This window comes from Halomonas sp. SSL-5 (genome assembly GCF_030708455.1).
Classification (GTDB): Bacteria; Pseudomonadota; Gammaproteobacteria; order Pseudomonadales; family Halomonadaceae; genus Halomonas.
In genome coordinates this window covers 318998-337701 of record NZ_JAUYWF010000001.1, presented here as the reverse complement: position 1 = coordinate 337701, position 18704 = coordinate 318998, and the positions used below count along the sequence as shown (strand labels likewise).

17 protein-coding genes are annotated in these 18704 nt (G+C 66.1%); 5 read left to right on the top strand and 12 right to left on the bottom strand.

The features are described from left to right. The first annotated feature begins 83 nt into the window (after positions 1 to 83). A complete protein-coding gene (locus RAN53_RS01575) occupies positions 84 to 695 on the top strand; it encodes a sigma-70 family RNA polymerase sigma factor (RefSeq protein WP_305795066.1) in 612 nt (203 codons plus the stop codon). Further along, entirely contained in the window at positions 659 to 886 is a 228-nt protein-coding gene (locus tag RAN53_RS01570) for a zf-HC2 domain-containing protein (RefSeq protein WP_321169811.1), read from the top strand. The genes RAN53_RS01575 and RAN53_RS01570 overlap by 37 nt, the downstream gene beginning before the upstream one ends. 245 nt (positions 887 to 1131) lie before the next feature. Here the strand turns inward: RAN53_RS01570 and RAN53_RS01565 are convergent, their stop codons facing one another. The 5 genes from RAN53_RS01565 to RAN53_RS01545 form a co-directional block, all read right to left on the bottom strand. Then, positions 1132 to 1389, bottom strand: a complete 258-nt coding sequence (locus tag RAN53_RS01565) for a hypothetical protein (protein ID WP_305795065.1) — start codon at positions 1387 to 1389, stop codon at positions 1132 to 1134. A gap of 169 nt (positions 1390 to 1558) precedes the next feature. Beyond that, positions 1559 to 2044 carry a DUF302 domain-containing protein gene (locus RAN53_RS01560; protein ID WP_305795064.1) on the bottom strand — a complete coding sequence of 162 codons (486 nt, stop codon included), beginning with the start codon at positions 2042 to 2044 and terminating at the stop codon, positions 1559 to 1561. Continuing rightward, a complete protein-coding gene (locus RAN53_RS01555; protein ID WP_305795063.1) occupies positions 2041 to 2622 on the bottom strand; it encodes a DinB family protein in 582 nt (193 codons plus the stop codon). Before RAN53_RS01555 ends, RAN53_RS01560 begins: the two co-directional genes overlap by 4 nt. 65 nt (positions 2623 to 2687) lie before the next feature. Next, positions 2688 to 3032: a hypothetical protein gene (locus RAN53_RS01550; RefSeq protein WP_305795062.1), complete on the bottom strand. Its 345-nt coding sequence runs from the start codon at positions 3030 to 3032 to the stop codon at positions 2688 to 2690. Positions 3033 to 3131: 99 nt separating this feature from the next. Beyond that, positions 3132 to 5492: a PqqD family peptide modification chaperone gene (locus tag RAN53_RS01545; RefSeq protein ID WP_305795061.1), complete on the bottom strand. Its 2361-nt coding sequence runs from the start codon at positions 5490 to 5492 to the stop codon at positions 3132 to 3134. 159 nt (positions 5493 to 5651) lie between these two features. Between RAN53_RS01545 and RAN53_RS01540 the strand changes: the two genes are divergently transcribed. The 3 genes from RAN53_RS01540 to RAN53_RS01530 all read left to right on the top strand — a co-directional run bounded on the left by RAN53_RS01540 (position 5652) and on the right by RAN53_RS01530 (position 8040). Continuing rightward, positions 5652 to 6257, top strand: coding sequence for a TetR/AcrR family transcriptional regulator (locus RAN53_RS01540; RefSeq protein ID WP_305795060.1), 606 nt, complete (start codon positions 5652 to 5654; stop codon positions 6255 to 6257). A 109-nt stretch (positions 6258 to 6366) separates the two neighbouring features. Further along, positions 6367 to 6936 carry a carboxymuconolactone decarboxylase family protein gene (locus tag RAN53_RS01535; RefSeq protein WP_305795059.1) on the top strand — a complete coding sequence of 190 codons (570 nt, stop codon included), beginning with the start codon at positions 6367 to 6369 and terminating at the stop codon, positions 6934 to 6936. Between the two features lie 147 nt (positions 6937 to 7083). After that, the gene (locus RAN53_RS01530; protein WP_305795058.1) at positions 7084 to 8040 is read left to right on the top strand and encodes a sulfurtransferase; all 957 of its coding nucleotides are present in this window, start codon (positions 7084 to 7086) and stop codon (positions 8038 to 8040) included. Between the two features lie 83 nt (positions 8041 to 8123). Here RAN53_RS01530 and RAN53_RS01525 read toward each other — a convergent pair whose 3' ends face one another. The 7 genes from RAN53_RS01525 to RAN53_RS01495 form a co-directional block, all read right to left on the bottom strand. Further along, positions 8124 to 8807 (bottom strand): haloacid dehalogenase type II, encoded by a 684-nt coding sequence (locus tag RAN53_RS01525; protein WP_305795057.1) that lies wholly within the window; start codon positions 8805 to 8807, stop codon positions 8124 to 8126. Between the two features lie 145 nt (positions 8808 to 8952). Continuing rightward, positions 8953 to 10380 carry an aminotransferase gene (locus RAN53_RS01520; protein ID WP_305795056.1) on the bottom strand — a complete coding sequence of 476 codons (1428 nt, stop codon included), beginning with the start codon at positions 10378 to 10380 and terminating at the stop codon, positions 8953 to 8955. 208 nt (positions 10381 to 10588) lie between these two features. Then, positions 10589 to 12088, bottom strand: coding sequence for an NAD-dependent succinate-semialdehyde dehydrogenase (locus RAN53_RS01515; protein ID WP_305795055.1), 1500 nt, complete (start codon positions 12086 to 12088; stop codon positions 10589 to 10591). 243 nt (positions 12089 to 12331) lie between these two features. Beyond that, positions 12332 to 15118 (bottom strand): aminotransferase class I/II-fold pyridoxal phosphate-dependent enzyme, encoded by a 2787-nt coding sequence (locus RAN53_RS01510; RefSeq protein ID WP_305795054.1) that lies wholly within the window; start codon positions 15116 to 15118, stop codon positions 12332 to 12334. A 58-nt stretch (positions 15119 to 15176) separates the two neighbouring features. Further along, positions 15177 to 16190: a C45 family peptidase gene (locus RAN53_RS01505; protein WP_305795053.1), complete on the bottom strand. Its 1014-nt coding sequence runs from the start codon at positions 16188 to 16190 to the stop codon at positions 15177 to 15179. Between the two features lie 2 nt (positions 16191 to 16192). After that, on the bottom strand, positions 16193 to 17665 hold the full coding sequence (locus RAN53_RS01500; protein ID WP_305795052.1) for a biotin carboxylase: 1473 nt from the start codon (positions 17663 to 17665) through the stop codon (positions 16193 to 16195). A gap of 161 nt (positions 17666 to 17826) precedes the next feature. Next, positions 17827 to 18696, bottom strand: a complete 870-nt coding sequence (locus RAN53_RS01495; protein WP_305795051.1) for a carbon-nitrogen hydrolase family protein — start codon at positions 18694 to 18696, stop codon at positions 17827 to 17829. Positions 18697 to 18704: the final 8 nt, after the last annotated feature.

Sequence of the window (18704 nt, the reverse complement as noted above, 5' to 3'; positions counted from 1 at the left end):
AGGGACCAGCTTGGGCGACGACCCAAGGTAATGGACACCGTACCCATAGGCCCTCGTGGCTCTAACGAAGGAGCCTGTTTGAAATGACCGACCACATTACTATCGAGGACGCTCCTATCGACGATGATCGCCCCACACGCATGGAGCGTCTTTCATCGGTAAGACCCAGACTCCTTTCATTTGCCAGGATGCATTTGCGAGACAATGCACTGGCGGAAGATTCCGTGCAGGAATGCCTGATGGCAGCCATCGAGAAAGACGCCACCTTTGCTGGGCGCTCCGGGTATGAAACATGGGTATTCGGCATCCTGAAATACAAGATACTAGACATCATGCGCTACCAGAAACGACAAGGAAATTTCCAGCCTTTCGATGAAGAGTGCGAGGATGATGCCATTGATCGACAGTTTCAGCTCAACGGCCGTTGGAACGAATCTTCACGCCCAGCCAAGTGGGGAGAACCCGACACCGTATTCGAGAATCAGAATTTCTGGAGGGTCTTTGACGCCTGCATGATCGCCCTGCCCGACAACATCGCCAGGGTCTTCTCGTTGCGAGAACTGATGGGACTATCTACAGACGAAATCTGCCAGACATTAAATATCAAGGAAAACAACTGCTGGGTCATTCTGCACCGGGCCCGTTTGCGCCTACGCCAATGTATCGAGGAAGGTTGGCTCGAGGGAGAAAAGTGATGATGATGTGCAAAGAGGCTACACGTTTGATGTCACTCAAGCAGGATCGCCCCCTGACCTTCCAGGAAAGGGTGTCGCTGCGCATACACCTTTCGATGTGCGGTGCCTGCAGGGAATGTGACAGGCAGTTCATTCTATTGCACAAGGCAGGGGACAGGCTACGTACCGACCTCGATGAAGCGGACCGGTAAGATGATACGGACTGCCAAGGGGTCAGGCCATGTCCGACACTGGCGACGCTTTCCGGCTTTTCAGACGAGGCCTAGACTTGTGATCTTTAGCGTCCAGGCTGCAGGGTTACCACAAGGATATCTCACGGTTCCGTAACATCACCCGGATCCGGAAAAACCGAACCCGGGTGAAGCAAGGCGCTGAGATTATTCCATGAATCAAGACATTACAAGTACGGATCGACACTTACCTTGACTCCCCCTCATTACAGCCACCAATGACGAAGGGCTTCTCGAGTCTTATCTCCAAAGGCCGACACTACGCCATCGCCCTCATCACGTACTGAGCCTACCAGGTCAAGCCTGTTTTCCTGGCGGGCTTCACTCAGTTGGGAAACATTGCTCTCGGCTGTCTCACTGATCTGCTTTCGACGCTTCTCCATGTACTCTGAATCCATTGCCATCAGCGCTCCAGACCCCAGAAACATCGTCAAGGAAGCCAACACTACCATTACCTTTTTCATGACACCACCTCCGCTGTCAGTTGACTAACAAGACCTTTGAAAGGTCTTGTTAGTTGGTAATTGAAAGCGGCACTTCCTTACATCGACCCGGATACACTCCTCGGCTATATCATCTGGACAAAGAGCCTTTCATGGAACATCTATCAGACGAACCACCCCCTCAGGGGGCTCACTTCGAGACGCGGTCGGCGATGGCCGCGAAGACATCATCCAGCTCCTCGGCGATCGTCTCCAGTGCTTCTCCATCCTCCCCGATGTAGGGCGCGAGCACATGGCTCGGCGTCTTCCACGAGAGGGTGGCACTGCCATCGTCCTCCTCGGTGACATAGAAGCGCATCGGCGCCTCGATCATCGCCGGCACGCTGAGACGCAGGATCTCCACCGCGTAGTCGTTGCGAAACACGCCGACGACCCGGTTGCCGGGGATGGTAACGCCTCGGCTGGCGGCAGCCTCGGTGGGGCCGGCCTCGGTGACGACGAACATCCCCTCCGCCTCGACGGCGGCCTTGAGCTCTTCGAGCAGCATGGGGTAGGACATCGAGGTGGCGTGGACTTCCCAGCCCTGCTCGGGCCACTCCGTCTCGGCGACCAGCGGGGCGGCGAGAAACGCCGCGGTCACACCGATAGCCGCCGTGATACAGGATAGTGTCTTCATGCAGTCTGTCTCCTTGGGGTGATGGCCGTTGGGGCGATCACCTCGTCGCTCTGCCGACGCCAGTGTCGGAGCGTGGAGGGGTGCACGCCGAAATCATCGGGCAGCGCCACCCCGAGTTGCTGCGCCAGTAGCCCCAGCAGGGCCATGTGGTGCACGGCATGACTGGTCAGGAAGGCCAGTTCACGAGCCAGGCTGGTGGTCAATGACAGGCTGACACCGCCCTCCTCGACCGGGTAGGTCAGCTGCAGCGGGGTCGAGGAGTATTCGGTCAGGCGTTCCAGCCCGTCGCGGATCTCGAATAGCCGCTGCAGGGCCCGGGCCGGCTCCCGCTCGAGGACGGGGTCCCGATCACGGGTCTCGTAGTCGATGCGACCCGCCCCGCCGCCCTCCAGCAGGGCCTGGTAATGATCGAGGATATGGCGCAGGTGGCGTCCCAGGGTCTGCTTGCCCTCGGCGTCGAAGGCATGCCGATACTGCGCCGGTGAGAGCACCGCCAAGAACGCCTCCAGCTGCTGGAGGCTCCAGAGGCTCTCATCGACCAGGGCGTCGAGGCAGGGTGGTGGGTGGGTCTCGCTCATGGGCTCACACCTCCGGTAATGGCGACGCCGCACCGGCCTCAGGCCGGTGCGGCGGATGGTCGGCGTCAGTTAGCCCCTTCGCCTTCGGCCTCACCTTCAGCCTCACCCTCACCTTCACCTTCGGCGTGACCCTCGGCCTCGCCTTCAGCTTCGCCCTGAGCTTCCTCCTTGTCGTGGGCGCCGGCTTCGGCACCACCTTCCGCACCAGCTTCTGCTCCGCCCTCGGCATGGGCCTCGGCGAGCATCAGTGGGGCCTCCTGGCCGCTGGTGTAGGCGGGTGCGGTGGGCTCATCGGCCACCGCCTGCATCGCCGCACCGCTGGCCACCAGCGCAAGCGCGGGTGCCGCATGCCCCAATCGACGGCCGAGCCGCTCGATCAGGGTCCGGCGTTTCTCGTCTGTTTCCGTCATGACATGACCTCCGTCAGGATATCGCGGGCAGGGTCATTCCCTGCCCTCGGGCGAGAAGGCGGCACGCCTCCTCGACAGGGGCGCCGTGGCTCCCACTGTTCAGGCATCGACCGAAGCATCGGTCGTTTCTTCAAGATGGGCGCCGCCGCGGGCAACCAGCCGGGCGGCCAGCTGCTCCGGTGGCGCCTGGGTGTCGATGCGATGGCGCACCACGCCCTCCAGCCAGGCGTCGAGACGCGCCATCGCCGCGGCCGACGGCGACGTCTCGCCGGCGCCATGGGCCAGTGGTAGCAGCGCCGCGAGGGCGTCGAGCCGGCCCAGTGGTCGAGGCGCGTCGGTGTCATCGCCATCCTCCTGCATCACCACCAACGGCACGTCGCCGGCCGCGAGGGGCGGCGGCGTCCCGACTCGACGACCTGCCAGGGGCAGGCCCAGCGGCTCCAAGCGTACCTGCGCTCCCTCGAACACCAGACGCACGCCGCGGCTGACCTCTCCGGGCAGGGCGCCGAGTGCGTCGCCGCCCGCGGCCTTGTCGCACGCCACAAGCGCCGCCTGGCCGGAACTCGGCTGCCACCAGGCGAGGTCGAGCACCGTCTGTCCGGGGCTCGCGGCGAGGCACAACAGACGCGTGCCCAGCGCCGGTACCACCTCGGCCAGGGAGAGCCGGCTCGCCACCAGACGCCCACCCTCTGCCAGGGCGTAACCGGTCGACGAGGCGAGCACCGCCAGGAACGCAGACGACGCGCGGTCAGTGGTCTCCGACAAAACGGGAGAGAGCCACTCACCGAAGGCATGGCACAGGCGTCGCTCGACCGCCGCGTCAGGCAACATCAGGGCCCAGTCGCGGGCGTCGAAGCGCAGCCGCCAGCGGGACTGGCGCACCTCGACAGGCGCCTCGGCGTCACGCTCGACATCGCTCTCGTCCTCCCCCTGGGTCGGGTGCTGGCCCTGACAGAGCAGTCCCTCGCGGCACCACTCCCCCAGGGTCGACCACACCGTGTCGCGCAGGGTCTCCGTCGACGCCGGCGGGTCGCTCGCCTCGGCGAGGGCCTCCACAATGGCGTCGGGATCCAGGCCCTCGGTGGCCAGCAGCCAGATCAGCGCCGCCGCATCGTTGGGACGATAGAGCCGGCCGCTGTCGGCGGCATAGAGGGCCAGGTGGTCCTCCTCATGGAGCTCGGCCACGCGGCGCCGCATGAGTCGTGGCCGTGGCAATGCCCGCCCCACCAGGGCCTCGGCCAGGCTGAGGTCGGCCAGGCTCGGCAGCGAGAAGGCGGGCAGGTAGCGCTCCGGCTCGTCCGCCGGCAGCAGGCGCCGGAAGCCGCCGGCCCGGCTCTCCTCGGCCCGGGCCTCGGCCAGCAGGGTCGCGGCGTCGAGCCCCTCGGCCGGCGGGTGATCGCCGGCGACGTCCACCAGGCTCAGCATGTCGCGCACCAGTTCGCCCTTGATGCGCTCCTCGACGAGACCGCCATCCTCGGGGGCGGCGCAGGTACCCAGGGACGGGCTGAGGTTGCACTCCAGGATCCACGGCTTGAGGTCGGCATCGATCATGCAGTCGAGCCCCAGCAGTTCAAAGCCGCCGCGGGGGTCGGCGCCCACCTCCGCGGTGCGCGCGCGCAGGGCATCCACGGCAGAGATGGCGGTCAGGGTCACCAGGTCCTCGATACGCGCGAAGAGCCTGGCATCGTCATGGCCCTGGTCGCGCAACCAGGTGCGGTAACGCGCGAGGTCGATGAACTCCACCGGCACCTCGACGCGGGTGTTGAGCGCGTTGATATCGGGATTGGTGAGCTGGCTGAAGGGATTGTCGGCATCCTCGGGGTCCCAGGGCTCGGAGGCGAGCTTGGCGAAGCCCTGGTGGTAGAGGTAGACCCGCAGCGGGGTGAGCGAACTGACCAGCACATAGAGGCGCAGCACGTACTTGTGGCCACGGATGGTGTGGGGGCGGTCGAGGTAGGCCTGCACCAGGTGGTCCCGAGCCGTCGTCGCCTCGGCCACATCGCGCAGCACCCGCACGCCCTTGCCCTTGGAGGCATTGGTGGGCTTCTCGATCCAGCGCGCCTCGGGAACCGCCAGGGCCGCCAACTGCAGCGCCTGATAGGCGCGGGGCATGGTCCAGGCATGGGGGAAGAAGTCGAGCCGGGCGACCAGCGGGTGTGCCGCACCGAAGCCGTCGACCAGCCGCGCGCGCAGCGCCGACAGGCTCTCGTGCAGGCGACTCTTGACCGTCAGGGCGGCATTGCCGGGGATATGGTTGAGCTTGCGGTGTGGGGCGACGCGGCGAAACTGCACCGGCGGCGGCATACCGGTGACCCAGGCGGCGTCCCAGTTGGTCTCGTCACCCTCCTTCCACCCCTGCGCCTCCAGGGCCTCGCGAAAGAAGCGATCCTGTTCAGCGGCACGCTGGCCGCTCAGCCAGAAGCGGCGGGGGAACCTGTCCTGGCTCTTCTGCTGGGGCATGCGGAATCTCCTCCTGTCGTGCCGGCGGCCGATCATGGGCGTTACTGCTTGGTCGTCGCGATACGGCATCCCTTACAGACCTTACCCTACAGCCATAGCAACTCGGCGGGTGTCTGTCGCGTCCTTGAATTATGGATCAATTGGTACTAAATTCCATGCATGACACGTGGACGCCCCATCGCCTTCAGCCCCGACCAGGCCACCAGTGCCGCCATGCGAGTCTTCTGGCAGTACGGCTTCGAGGCGGCTTCGACCCGCGACCTACTCGAGGCCATGAGCATCTCGCGGAGCAGCCTCTATCAGGCCTTCGGCAACAAGGAACAGCTGTTCCTCGAGTCCCTGCGCCGCTATCGCGAGGCACTACTGGCACGCCTGCAGCGCCGACTGGACACCGCGCCCTCGGCCATGTCCTGCCTGGAAACGTTGTTCGGCGATACCGCCGACGAGGCAGGCAGCGAGCGCGCCGCCCTGGGCTGTTTGATCTTCAACTCCGCCACCGAGCTCGGCCAGCGTGGCGACCCGCCCGCCGAACATGCCCGTGAGAGCCTCGCCGCCATCAACGCGTTCTTTCAGCGCGCGGTGCTCCAGGCTCAGGCGGAAGGCGACATCGCCCTCGAGCGCGACACCGAGGCGCTGGCCGGCTACCTAACCATGGGCATGGCCGGGCTGCGCACCCTGCTCAAGAGCGGGGCCGACGCTCGCCAGGCCCGCCAGTCGGTGGACCTGTTGCTGGAGACCCTGAAGCGGCCCCCGCCGGATGGTTGAGTTTTTTTGCCACATATGGACCGATCGTTCCATATTTGGCGTATCGCGAAGTCCACGATCACCCGACCCGTTCGACCATCAGACCCGTTCGAAAGAAGGAGAACGCACCATGGCAGCCGACTACAAGATGAAACTCGAGCCTCAGACCCTCGACAACGCCGATGCCAAGGCCAGGCCACTGCTCGAGGGGGCCAACCAGAAGATGGGCTTCGTGCCCAACATGTACGAAGGCATGGCCAAGGCGCCGGGCGTGCTGAGTACCTACCTGCACGGCTACGAGCTGTTCCGCAACGACTCCGGCTTCACGCCACCCGAACAGGAGGTGATCTTCCTGACCATCAGCCGGCTCAACGGCTGCGGCTACTGCATGGCCGCCCACAGCATGCTGGCCGACAAGATGTCCAAGGTGCCGGCCGAGGTGCTCGAGGCGATCCGTGCAGGCAAGCCAATCCCCGATGCGCGCCTGGCGGCGCTGGCCGAGTTCACCCGGGTGATGTTCGAGAGCCGTGGCATGCCCGGCGAAACGGACGTCGAAGCGTTCCTGGCGGCGGGCTTCGAGGAGCAGCAGGTACTGCAGATCGTGCTGGCCCTGGCGGTGAAGACGCTCTCCAACTACGCCAATCACGTCAATCACACGGAACTCGACGATGCCTTCGCCGACCACGCCTGGCAGGGCTAAAGGCGTCGCCGGACCTCGCAAAGAGGGATAGCAGAAGTATTTTATATAACCGAAAAAACTAACTGTGTCAGGAAGCATTCTTGGCGAGGGAGCGCCGCTTCGTTGCAGCATGAAGCCCAACCCCATTCCTGACGAGGAGGATCCGCCATGAGATCCCGACTGATCATCGCCGCCGGTGCCCTGGCCGTGGCCGGCCAGGCCCACGCCCTGCACCCCTCCCCCCTGGTGGAGGCCGAATGGCTGAGCGAGCGCCTGGGCAGTGACGACCTGGTGGTGCTGGACGTGCGCTCGGCCATCGATGACGGTGGCGACCGCGATAGCTTCGAGGCGGCGCGCATCCCGGGCAGCCGCTACTCCAACTATACAGACGCCGGCTGGCGCGAGAGCCGCGATGGTGTGGCCGGACTGATGCCGGAGGTGGAGGCGCTGGAGACGCTGATCGGCGAGCTTGGCATCGACAACGACGATACCGTGGTGGTGGCCGCCGCCGGCACCGGGCCCACCGACTTCGGCAGCGCCGCGCGGGTCTACTGGACCTTCAAGGCGCTGGGCCATGACGAGGTGACGATCCTCAACGGCGGCGTCGCCGGCTGGCAGGCCCAGGGCTTCGAGGTCGCTTCGGGCAGCCCGAAGGCCGTCGCGGCCACCGACTTCGAGGGCAGCCTGCAGGAAGCGCTGCTGGCCACCACCGCCGAGGTAGAGGCCGCCCGCCAGGCAGACGACATCCTGGTGGATGCCCGCCCGGTGGACTTCTATCGCGGCGAGACCCAGTCCCCCGCGGCGCGGGCGCCGGGCACCATCCCCGGCGCGGTCAACCTGCCCCACCACGACGCCCTGGTCGAGCGCGGCGGCGCCTACTACCTGGACGCCGAGGCACTGAGGGCCAACATCGCCGAGCTGGACCTGCCCCCCGAGGCGCCCACCGTGGCCTTCTGCAACACCGGCCACTGGGCCGCCAGCGGCTGGTTCCAGCTCAGCGAGGTCGGTGGCCTCGAAGATGTCAGCATGTACGACGGTTCCATGGCCGAGTGGACCCGGGACGACGCGCGACCGCTGCACCTGGCGGAGCGCGGCATCGTCAGCGTAGGCGAACTGGTCGACTGAGCCAGCCACGCCCTGCGCTGCCCACAGGCACCGAGGCCCCGCGAGCAGAAGCTCGCGGGGCCTCGTCGTTCCTGCCTATCGCGTCAGCCGAGCCGCGAGGCCAGGGCGTCGAGATCGCTGACGGTGAGGTCGGGTTCGATGCCCCAGGGGTCGAACGGCGCCTCCGGGCTGCGCCGCACCCAGGCGGCGTGCAGGCCGGCATGGCGAGCCCCGATCACATCGAAGGCGTTGCTGGAGATCAGCCAGGTATCGCCGGGCTCGCTCTCGAGGCGGTGGCGCAGATGCGCATAGACCGCGGGGTCCGGCTTGAAGCGCTTGACCTCGTCGACGCTGACCACGTCGGCGAAGTGGCCGCGGATGCCGGCCTGGTCGAGCAGCCCCTCCACCGCCGCCGCGGTGCCGTTGGAGAAGGCCACGCAGGTCACACCGGCCTCGGCAAGGCGCGTCAGGGCGCCGGCGGCCTCGGGGAAGGCCGGCAACTCGGCGTACACCTGCATCAGGTGGTCGCGGTCGGTCTCGGAGAGGCCCGCCTGCAGGACGCGGTCGGTGAATATCAGCGCCTGCTCGGTGCACTGACCGAAGGGGACATAGGCGCCCATCAAGCCACGGCGGAAGCTGTACTCGAGCTGCTTGTCGCGCCAGCGCCGCGAGAACTCCGGCGCCAGCTCGGCCTTGCCCAGGGCGCCGAGGCGCCGCTCCAGTTCGGTGACCACCCCGTGGGTGTCGATCAGGGTGCCGTAGACGTCGAAGGCCAGGACCTCTGCCATGGGAAGCGCTCCTTCACTGCGGGTGGATGCTGCGAGGGTGTGCCAGCCAGGCCGGCAAGGCAAGCATTACGCCTCAACGACATCGCCGCGGGACGGGCCCGCGGCGATGTAGCGGCCGGAAGGCCGAGAGGGGATAAGTGCCGGATCAGGCGACGGGCGCGGTCACCGCCTTGAGGACCCCCTCGCGCACCAGCTCATCGGTGACGCGATCCACGGCACGACGGGCGCGAGCGACGATCTCGTCGACCTGGTCGCGGGTGGCGATCAGCGGCGGCGCGAAGCCGAGGATGTCGCCCTGGGGCATGGCGCGGGCGATCAGATTCTCGTCGAGCGCCGCGGCGGCGATGCGTGCCCCCACCTTGAGCGCCGGGTCGAAGTGCTCGCGCTTCTCCGGGTTGGCAGAGAACTCCAGTGCGGCCAGCATGCCCACGCCACGCACGTCGCCGACGATGGGGTGGTCGCCGAAGGCATCGGCCATGGCCCGCTGCAGGTAGGCGCCGGTCTCGGCGGCGTTCTCGGTCAGCTTCTCGCGCTCGATGATCGCCAGGTTGGCCAGCGCCGCGGCGCAACCCAGGGCGTGGCCGGAGTAGGTCCAGCCGTGGCCGATGGGGCCATACTCGCCGGTGCCCTGCTCCAGCACCCGCCAGACGCGGTCGCCGACGATGACGCCGGAGAGCGGCTGGTAGGCGCTGGTCAGGCCCTTGGCCACGGTGATCAGGTCGGGCTTGATGGCGTAGTGGTGGCTGCCGAAGTCGGCGCCGATGCGCCCGAAGCCGCACACCACCTCGTCGGCGATCAGCAGCACATCGTACTTGGCGAGCACCGCCTGGACCGCCTCCCAGTAGCCTTCCGGGGGCGGCACGATGCCGCCGGTGCCGAGCACCGGCTCGCCGATGAAGGCGGCCACGGTCTCCGGCCCCTCGGCCAGGATCATCTCCTCGAGCTTCGCGGCGCAGTAGCGTGAGAACTCACGCTCGCTCATGCCCTGCTGCTCGGCGGCGCGGTGATAGTAGAACGGCGCCTCGGTGTGCAGGATGCCTTCGAAGGGCAGGTCGAACTGGTCGTGGAACGCCTTGAGGCCGGTGAGCGAGCCGGTGGCCAGGCCCGAGCCGTGGTAGCCACGCATGCGCGAGATCACCTTCTTCTTCTGCGGGCGACCGAGCACGTTGTTGTAGTAGCGCACGAGCTTGAGCTGGGTCTCGTTGGCATCACTGCCGCCGAGGCCGTAGTAGACCTTGGACATGCCGGGGCCGGCGAGCTCGATGATCTTCTCGGAGAGGGCGATCTGCGGCTCGTTGGAGTGGCCCACGTAGGTGTGGTAGTAGGAGAGCTCCAGGGCCTGCTGGTAGATGGCCTCGGCCACCTCGGTGCGCCCGTAGCCGATATTGACGCAGTACAGTCCGGCGAAGCCATCGATGAACTCGCGGCCGTCCTTGTCGCGGATGGTGATGCCCTGACCGCCGGTGATCACCCGGCCCGGCGCATCGCCGTGGGCGAAGTCGCGCAGGTGCGAAGACGCGTGAAAGGTGACCTTGCGGTCGCGGTCGATCAGGTCCTGGTGCTGCTGGCTCATCTCGTTCTCTCTGTTTTCAAGGGCTCCCCGGCATCCCGCCGGGGAGAAGGTACAACGAATCGGTTACAAACAACGGTGACCATCGCTGTAGGAGGGAGGCTCCGCCTCGCGACTGGCGCCGCAGGCGCCTCCTCCAGCGCTGGTGGCACTGCCGGGCGCCTATCGGCGCCTTCGCCCGGCAGAGCCGGCCTCCCACAGTGTTACTCTCTCAGCTCCCGGAAACCGAGCCCAGGGCACCGAGGCAGTAGTACTTGGTCTCCAGATACTCGTCGATGCCGGTGATGCCGCCCTCGCGACCCAGGCCGGAGTGCTTGACGCCGCCGAAGGGCACCGGGGGGCCGGTCATCTTCACCGAGTTCACCGAGACCATGCCGAACTCGAGTGCCCGCATGATCTTCCAGATGCGGCGGATATCGTGGGTGTAGATATAGGCCGCCAGGCCATACTCGGTGTCGTTGGCCATCTCGATGACCTGATCGTCGTCGGCGTAGGCGGTGATCCCGGCCACCGGCGCAAAGCTCTCCTCGTGCCAGATCTTCATGTCATGGGTCACCCCGGTGAGCAGGGTGGGCATGAAGAAATTGGGGCCCGGCGCCTGGCGCTGGTCGCCGGCCACCAGGGTGGCGCCCTTGGCCAGGGCGTCGTCGACGATGGCCGCGGCCTTCTCCACCGCCTGGGCGTGGATCAGCGGGCCCAGGTCGATCTCGCTCTCAAGACCGTTGCCCACGGTCAGCGCCGCCATGCGCTCGGCGAAGTGCGCGACGAACTCGTCGTGGATCGACTCGTGGACCAGGATGCGGTCCGCGGCGAGGCAGTCCTGGCCGGCGGTCTGGAACTTGGCCGATACCGCGGCGAAGGCCGCCTCCTTGGGGTCCATGTCCGGGCCGACGATAAAGGGCGCGTTGCCGCCCAGTTCCAGCGACACCCGCTTCACGGTGTTGGCGCTCTGCTCCAGCAGCAGGCGACCGACCCGGGTGGAGCCGGTGAAGGAGAGCGCCTTGACGCGGTCATCAAAGCACAGGATCTTCGACACCTCGGCGGGCTCGCCCAGCACCACGTTGAAGACCCCGGCGGGGATCCCGGCACGCTCGGCGAGCTCGGCCAGGGCCAGCGCCGAGAACGGGGTCTCGCCGGCCGGCTTGACGATCACCGGACAGCCGGCGGCCATGGCGGCGGCGGCCTTGCGGGTGATCATCGCCAGCGGGAAGTTCCACGGCGTGATCAGCGCGGCGATGCCCACCGGCTCCTTGATGGTGCCCAGGGCGGCATTGGGAATATGGCTGGGGATGGTCTCGCCGAAGGTACGCTTACCCTCCTCGGCGAACCAGCGCACGAAGCTGGCGCCATACTCCACCTCGCCGCGGGCATCGGGCAGCGGCTTGCCCTGCTCCAGGGTCATGAGGGTGGCCAGGTCCTCGCGGTTGGCCTGCAGCAGGTCGTACCAGGCCAGCAGGCGCTCGCAGCGCTCGTCGGCGCGCAGCGCACGCCAGTGCACGAAGGCGGCCTCGGCGGCGTCCACGGCACCACGGATCTGGTCGGCCTCGAGCCACGGGATATGACCGATCACCTCGCCGGTGGCGGGATCGATCACGGCCTCCTCGCGGCCGCCGTCGCCGTGGGTCCACTTGCCGTCGACATAGGCGTACTGACGGAACAGACGCGGGTCGTCGAGCAGGGTGGACAGCGTCCTGGACAGCTTCATGTTCATGCGGCACCTCCCCTTGCGCACTGGCCGGATTGACGTTGTGGGCCAGTACGAAAAAAAAAACGGGCGAGCCGCCCGGTCACGTCCGGGGCGGCTCGATGGGGTCATGATAGGGGAGAAGGTGCGGCGGGAGTTTTGGTTAGCCGGCGAGACCCATGCGCTTTTTTTCGTCCTCGCCGGCGTGACACGAAGTTTTTCTGTGGCGGTCATCCGTTGCGTGCGTGATGCTCAACTCGTCATGGGGGCTCAGCCCGCCTCCGGGTCGACCAGCGCGGCCTCGGTGAACACCAGCAGCCCGAGCTCCGGGCGGTAGCCGTGAATCTCGGTGACGTCCAGGGCCTGCAGGAAGTGGAGGATCTCCTCGCTGACCACCTGCCCCGGCACCAGCACCGGGAAGCCCGGCGGATAGGGGATCACGAAGCTCGCCGAGACCGCGTCGCGGCCCTGGCGCATCTGGCCCTGGAGCTCACCGTTGTCGAAGCGCAGGTACTCGGTGTTCTCGTCGTCATAGCTGAGGAAGTAGGCCCGTCGGATGTCCCCCTCCGGCGTGTTGCCGCCGGGGTGCGGACGGAAGGCATCGTGGAAGCGGCTGAAGTCCGGCAGCGGCGGCAGCTCCTGGGTCAGCGAGTGGACCCGGTTCTCGATGATCTTGCGCTCCGGCCGACTGCTCTCCTCCCAGCGATACTCGAACTCCTTGGCCAGCTTGATCAGCACGTCGAGCAGGTAGGCGATGGAGCCCCGGGTGGTGCCGATGTTGGTCATGAACAGGACGGTGTTACGCGAGGTCTTGTTGATCTGGATGCCGTACTTGTTCATCAGGTATTCGTTCTTGAAGGTATCCCCATCGATGCCGGTGGCGCCGATGGCGATGGTGATGCGGCTGGGATCGACCACGAACTCGTCGTTGGCCCAGGCCTCCTCCATCTTGTTCCAGCCGGTAACCGGGTCATAGAAGGTATCGACGCCCGACTGGCGGTACTCCAGCGGCACCATGTCCTTGTTGATCAGGACTCGGAAGTACTTCTGCAGCAGCGGGTGGGTGTAGAGCTGCTCGCGCAGCGACAGCGCCGCCTCGACCTGGGCGTGCACCAGCTCGAAGCCCTCCATCTCCGCCTGCATGCGGCCCACGTCCAGCGAGGCGATGATCTGGTAGTTGGGCGAGGTCGAGGTATGGGTCATGTAGGCCTCGTGGAACGGCGCCTCGACCTTCTGGCGATAGTCCTGATCCCAGACGTGGATCATCGAGCCCTGGCGCAGCGAGGTCAGGGTCTTGTGGGTGGAGTGGGTGGCATAGGCGCGGATGCGCACGGCGTCGGGGGCGGGCAGCAGGCGCCGGTCGAGCCAGGTGGCATCGTCGTCGGGGTCGAGGGCGTCGAACTCCGCCTTCCAGGCGGCGTACTCCTCGCGATAGGCCTCGCTGCGGTAACGATCGCGCAGGGTGCGCGCGGCGTGCATGGCGGTGCGCGGCCGATAGGTCGGGTTGAAGCCGGCGAAGGCGAACCACGCCTCGTCCCACAGGAACACCAGGTCGGGCTTGATCGCCAGGCACTCCTCCATCACCCGACGCACGTTGTAGACCACGCCGTCGAAGGTGCAGTTGGTCAGCAGCAGCATCTTGACCTTGTCGAGCTGGCCCGAGCGCTTGTAGCCGAGCAGTGTCTTCTTGATCTCCTTGAGCGGCACCGCGCCGTACATGGAGTAGTCGTCGAGCGGGTAGGAGTCCAGGTAGCTGACGTGGGCGCCGGCCAGCACCATGCCGTAGTGGTGCGACTTGTGGCAGTCGCGGTCGATCAACACGATGTCGCGGGGCTTGACCAACGCCTGCACCACGATCTTGTTGGCGGTGGAGGTTCCATTGGTAACGAAGAAGCTCTGCCGGGCACCGAAGGCCCGGGCGGCGTACTCCTGGGCCTTCTTGATCGGCCCGTAGGGCTGCAGCAGGGAGTCCAGCCCGCCGGAGGTGGCCGAGGTCTCAGCGAGGAAGATGTTGATGCCGTAGAAGTCGATCATCTGCCCGGCCCAGTGGGAGCGGGTGATCGACTTGCCCCGGGAGATGGGCATGGCGTGGAAGACCCCGGTGGGCTTCTTGCTGTACTCGCGCAGGGCATCGAAGAAGGGCGTGCGGTAGCGGTTGTCGATGGCACGCAGGATGGTGTGGTGCTGTTCGATGTAGTCCGTCTCGCGGTAGAAGATGCGATTGAAGTGACGGATGTCGCGGCTCGCCGTGGCCTCCACGTCGCCGCTGGTCACCAGGAACTGGTCGATCTCGGGGCGCAGCTCGTGGATCATGCTGCTCAGCAGGATGCTGCGCTCTGCCTCGGACTGGCTCTCCAGCTCCTGCTCGGAGAGCCCCTCCAGGTAGTTGCGCAGGGCGCTGAGGTTGTACTTCGACTTGTAGGGGAACTCGTAGCGGATCAGGCAGGCCTGGATATTGGGATTGACCAGCACCGCGATCAAGGCATCCTCGAAGCTCCTCACCGTGACCACGTCGTAGACGAAACGGTCCTCCGGGCGGCGCATGTTGTGGAAGGCCTCCCGCACCACCTCCTCCTCCTGGGCCGAGAGGTTGTCGACGATCAGCAGTTCGAAGTAGGGCTGGGCCGAGCTGTTCGAGGCCGGGTGGCCGCGTCGAAGCTGGGCCAGGGCATCCAGGGTCTCGAGGTCCTCGGCGTCACCATCGGTCTCGCTGAGGTCGACCTGGCGCCGGCGATAGGACTCGCTGATCAGCGCCCGCACCAGACGCTTGACCACCTTCTCCAGCAGCGAGTACTCCTCGCGATCGAACAGCGACCAGAGATGCCGGAAGTCCTCCTTGGAGGGAAACGCATGGTAGTCCTCGATGATCTCCAGCCGAGTCAGCTTGACGTCGACTGCCTTGACCAGGGTGCGCGCCCGGGGGCTGGCCGCCTCCTGCCGCACCAGCTGTCCGAGGTCGCGCTTGAGGGCGTTCCAGGTATCGGCACGCAACTGAGAGATCTTGTGATAGAACCCCAGTGCGGTGTAGGGCGTCTCGGTAGGACTCGTCTCTTGCATGGCAATACCCTTACATGGTGATTGTATTTATCTGTGTCGTTGATTCTGTTGCCCGCCGTCAGACGCCGAACCGCTCGCGTGCGCCGTAGCGCACGGTGACCCACTCCTCGGGGAAGTGGTCGAAGCCGAGGTCCAGGTCGAGGCCCGGCCAATGGAAGCGCACGCGCCCCTCGGCGGGACGGTAGAAGGCGGTATAGACGGTGCCCAGGCCGCGCCGATAGTCGTGGCGAAACAGCGGCGGCGCCTTGAAGGCCGCCTCCAGTCGCGCCTCGTCGGTGGCCTCGTCGTCCACCAGGATGGAGAGCTGACGCTCGCGGATCAGGGTCTCCGAGGCCAGCGCGTGTGCATACCACTCGATCCTCTTCTGATGGTTGGTGGCCACCGGCACCCGGCGGATGCTGGCACGCCGGTCCGGGGCGATCATCGCCGTGACGTAGCGCCCCGCGGCATCGGCCACGGTGATGTTGTAGGCCATATGGGTGGGCACCCGTGCCAGCACCTCGGCGGCCTCGGGCACCGTGTCGCAGAACTCGAGGATGTAGCGCAGGATGATCGGCGCACCGAAGCCGTCGCCCACCGCCTTGCGCCCACCGAAGGCCAGCGACACGGCGAGCCCGCGGTCGTTCATGCCATCGAGCACCCCCCACAGGCAGTCGCTCATGGCGATCACCCGGCGCTCGTTCCAGTGCGTGTAGAGGATGGTGCCCTCGCACAGCTCCGGCGGATAGTCGTAGTTGCGCGCCAGCAGGGTGGCGCCGGGACGCGCCAGCACCGCCTGGGAGCAACCGGTGATATAGGGCGGCGGCTGGTAGAGGCTGAGGAAGCGTGACGCCAGGTCGCCCCCGCCGGCCAGCGAGCACAGCGCCTGATAGGTCGGCAGCAGCTCGGGCATGTGCCGGCGCAGGGCATTCAGGCAGGCCAGGTAACCCGGCCGCTCGCGTTCGCCTTCGGCCAGGTACCACGCCTCGTAGGCGTGCCAGTGGGTGTCGAACAACGAGCGCCACTTGGGCCCCGGCGCGAGCTCGATCAGGCTGCGAAAGCGCAGCGTCTTGTCATCCATCGCATCGGGCATGCTCACAGGATCTTGAAGTTACCGCCGCCCACGGCGTGGCTGACGGCGACCTGCTCCACCACCGGGTCCTGCAGCGACTGGCCGGCATACTGACCGCGGATGCCGTCGATCCAGGCCTTCGCCCGCTCATTGAGCTGAAAATCGTCGTCCATCAGTCGCCCGCGGGTGATCAGGATGCCGAGGTCCGCCCCCTCGTAGCGGAAGTCGCCGGCGCCGCTGATGCGCAGGAAGAAGCCCTCCTGTTCACTCTCGGCGGCGTGGGGGTGGTAGCTGTAGTGGTCATAGGCGATGCTGCCGTCCGCCCCCATCTTCCACACCCCGGTGCGCGGCGCGGCGGTGAGCAGGTCGACGCTCTCGTCGGTATGCTTGATCACCAGCTGGCTCCAGCTGTCGACGCTCTCCGGGTGGGCCCAGCGCTCGTTGATGTCATTGATATCGAGGTCGAAGTCGACATCCGAGAACTCCAGCAGGTGGAACAGGAACAGCGGGATATCGGAGTGGGCGAAGGCGGCCACGTTGGTCAGCGAACTGGCCCCGGTGACCCGCGGATTGAGCTCGCCCAGATAGACCTCGCCGTTGTCCATGTCGATCAGGAAGTCGAGCTCGAAGTAGCCACGGTAGCCCTCCTCGCGCAGCGCCTCGCCGAACTTGAAGGTATACTCCCGGGCCTTGTCGCGGATCTCCTGGGTGAAGGCGCCGGCGAACATCTCGTTGCCGCACCAGCCGCCCTTGTAGGGCGTCAGCGTCTTGAAGCCGACGAGCTCGGTCATCAGCGGCCCCACCACGGTACCGCAGCGGGTGGCGCAGGCCTCGATGGCCGAGCCGCGGCAGTTGATCCGCTTCATGATCTTGACCTCGGACTCGGCCTCGATCTCCTCGGCGTGCTTGTAGTAGTCGTCTTCGCCGGCGATGAAGAAGGTGGTGTGGCCGGAGTCGCCGAAGGCGGTCTGCACCACCAGGTCATTGCCCAGGTCCTTGCTCACCTCGCAGAGTTCCTGATAGCTGCCGACCCGGGCCAGCACGTTGGGCACGCTGGGCACCCCGGCCTTGTTGCCGATGCGCACCGTCTCGATCTTGTTGTCCATGCGTTGACGCAGCGCCGCCGGCGGGAAGGCGACGCGCAGCCCGAGCTGCTGGCAGACCTCCTCGGTGTGCTCGTCGAACATCAGGAAGGCGGCCACGCCGGCGTTCTCACCATCCGCCCGGGACTGGATGAAGTCGATCACCTCCTTGTGCTCGAGGAGGTAATTGTTGATGTCCTCGATGCTCTCGAAGTCCCGGGGAAACTTCTCCCTGGGCACGAAGACGTTGCGCTGCTGGCCCTCGAAGCAGTCGATATAGTTGATATGCCGGAAGTTGCCCACCCAGTCGCCGATGCCGAGCAGATTGAAGTTGGTGGCCGAGATGAAGTAGATCGGCTCCTTGTTGTTGAGGAAGTGGCGGCGGACGTCGGCGATGCTGGTGATCTTGTTCATTGTGGTCGCTCCAACGGTATCGGATGAGGGGGTACCGGCCGCTCCCGCGGCGGGCCGAGACGCGTGTCGGGAAACGGAGTCCCCGCGGCCGAGCAGCCGACACAGGGTGCGCTTCAGGGACTCCAGCATGGCATGGCCCTCCGGGTGGGCATGATCGGTGATCAGTACTCCTCGATATTAGCGCGCTGGGGCTTCTGTAGCGGGCCGAGGGTATCGAGGAAGGGCGACGAGCGGGTCTCGCTGCGATAGAGCGAGAAGTCGACGGCGCGGTCGCGGAAACTCTTGAGCGGTTGACCCAGCCCGCGCAGGCCGGTCTCGCGCTCGCGCCGCACGCGGTTGAGGTCGACCTCGATGGGCATGACCTCCTCGCCGGTGCCGGCCTGGTGGATCACGTCGCCGGAGGGGCCCACCACGATGGAGCGGCCGTTGCCGATGGCGCCGGCGCCGTTGATATCGAAGAAGTAGCACTGGTTGACCGCGGCATTGGTGCGCGCGATGGAGAGCTCGATATCGCGGTCGATGGTGTCGGTCATGGTCGGATGCAGGATGACCTCGGCGCCCATGGCGGCCAGGGTACGGGTGGTCTCGGGGAACCACATGTCGTAGCAGATCGAGACCCCGAAGCGCGCCACATTGGGCACGTCGAAGACTACAAACTCGCTGCCGCTCTCCACCCCCGCCTCGTAGGGCCGGAAGGGGAACATCTTGCGGTAGCGGGCCACCACCTGGCCGTGGGGATTGATCACCGACAGGGTATTGAAGATGCCATCGTCGGTCTGCTCGAACATCGAGCCCGGGATCAGCCAGATACGGTGCTGCTCGGCGATCTGGCAGAACAGTTGCTCGGCGTGGCTGGGCATCGGCTGGGCGTGGTGCGGCGAGGCCCCCATGGGCATCAGCTCGCTGAACAGGACCATCTGCACCTGGGGAAAACGGCTCATCAGCACGTCGATCCGGTGACGCATGGCCTCGGTATTGTCGCCGTGGTGGAGAGCATGCATCTGCACCCCGGCAATGGTGAAGTAGGACATCGTCGTCT